The organism is Alcanivorax sp. HI0044 (assembly GCF_001634945.1).
In genome coordinates, this window is record NZ_LWEZ01001011.1 from 1 (window position 1) to 2041 (window position 2041).

Below are 2041 nucleotides of genomic sequence, written 5' to 3' on the forward strand. Positions count from 1 at the left end.
GATGCGGGAGATCAGCTCGCGGGTGGAGAAGGGTTTGGTGATGTAGTCATCGGCCCCCACGTCCAGCCCCTGGATCTTGTNATCTTCCTCGCTTTTCGCGGTCAGCATGATGATCGGCACCTCATTGGTGGTGTCATCGCGCTTCAGGCGGCGGGCCAGCTCGATGCCGGTGACGGATGGCAGCATCCAGTCCAGCAGGACCAGGTCCGGGCGTTCATCGACAATGATTTCGTGGCCGCGCTGGGCATTTTCCGCCTCGAGCACATCGAAATCGGCCAGTTCAAGGGCGACGGCAACCATCTCACGGATGGCGGGCTCATCATCAACAATCAAAATGCGGTTTCGGGACATGGCTTACCTTCCTTGCCTGTCATGGGCGCGCATGCGCTGCCCGGGATGTTGCCCTATTAGATTGCCTTTTTATGACATCCGTATGACAGATAGAGACGCAACAAGCAACAAGCAACATGCGACAACGCGGATCCGGGCTTGTACGAAAGGGCAGAAATGTGGAGGGCCGCGAGCCATGGAAGGCGATTTCTACGGTGTCCGGCATGGCTCGGCCGAAGGCCGCAGATGAAACGTCTCGGCGCGAAGTGATGCGGTTTCCCGTTCCCTGCAGGGGTAATTCGGGTTGTTGCGTGTCGCGTGCAGCGTGTTGCGTCTCCTAAAAATACTGAAAATACAGGCCGATAAACACGCAGGCCCCGGCCCAGTGGTTGTTCAGGAAGGCGTGGAAACTGGGCCAGCGTTCGCGGTAGCGGATCAGGCTGTGCTGGAAGGCAAAGCTCAGGGCCATGCCGACCAGCCCGGCGTACCAGGGCCAGCTAAAGCCCAGCCGGTGGCCGACCATGATCAGGGCCAGCAGGGTGAGGGCCTGCAGCAGGCCGATCATCAAACGGTCCGCATCGCCGAACAGGATGGCGGTGCTCTTGATGCCCAGCTTCAGGTCGTCTTCGCGGTCGCACATGGCGTATTCGGTGTCGTAGGCCACGGTCCACAGCACATTGGCCACGTACAGCAGCCAGGCGATTTCCGGCACCTCGCCGGTTTCGGCGGCAAACGCCATGGGGATCGCCCAACTGAAGGCGGCGCCCAGGAACAGCTGGGGCATAAAGGTAAAGCGCTTGGTGAAGGGGTACAGCACCGCCAGCCCCAGCCCGCCGAAGGACAGCCAGAACGTCAGTTCATTGAGGAACAGCACCAGCACAAAGGCCAGCAGGCCCAAAGCGCAGAACAGCGCCAGGGCTTTCTTGGCACTGATGGCTCCGGTGGCCAGCGGACGGCCTTTGGTGCGCTCCACATCGCCGTCGAAATCCCGGTCGGCAAAGTCGTTAATCACGCAGCCGGCGGCGCGCATGATCACCACGCCCAGAAAGAACACCACAATCACGGTCAGGCTGGGGGTGCCCGCCCCGGCAATCCACACTGCCCACAGGGTCGGCCACAACAGCAACAGGGTGCCAATGGGGCGATCCAGGCGCATCAGTTGAATATAGGGCCAGAAGGCGGGGTAACGCTGTTCAACGAAGGCAAACATGGGACATCCGGTTGTCAGGGGCGAAGAAGAGTTTCAAGCGACAAGCTGCAAGTTTCAAGATGTGAATCGGGCGGCCCAGGCGGAGCCGCCTGCCCGAAATCAAACCGCCTGTAGGAGTACCTCTCGAGGTGCGAACCGAGCGAAGCGAGGAAAAAGCGTGGTCTCCATGCCAATCCATTCTATAGGGATTGATGAATCATTCGCCCGCTATCCGTATTGATACGCGGGTTCGTCCCTCGAGAGGAACTTGTATGTTTGAATGCTCTTCCTGCAACCATGCAGGACTTGCCGGGGTGGAGGGACCAAAGGAGCATCTGACCCAAGGGTACAGACGGTAGGAGATTTGGCCCCACCCCGCACCTATTCATACGCCGATAAAGAATCCATCGGCTGAGTTCGCACCTCAGACCGACGATACCTAGCAAGCCAGCGTTTCAGGTGCGCCCCGACAAGCATGTGTAACCTAGCGCAAGGGGCTGTTCAGTGGCAATGCAAGTAGAA

The 2041-nt window shown here is 59.4% G+C and carries 2 protein-coding genes; both read right to left on the minus strand.

Annotated features, from left to right (window positions below; genetic code table 11):
• The coding region (locus A3730_RS11935) for a response regulator (protein ID WP_156501171.1) at window positions 1-351 on the minus strand (351 nt) is incomplete at its 3' end.
• 316 nt (window positions 352-667) lie between these two features.
• Entirely contained in the window at window positions 668-1540 is an 873-nt protein-coding gene (gene ubiA, locus A3730_RS11940) for a 4-hydroxybenzoate octaprenyltransferase (protein WP_063538117.1), read from the minus strand.
• Window positions 1541-2041: the final 501 nt, after the last annotated feature.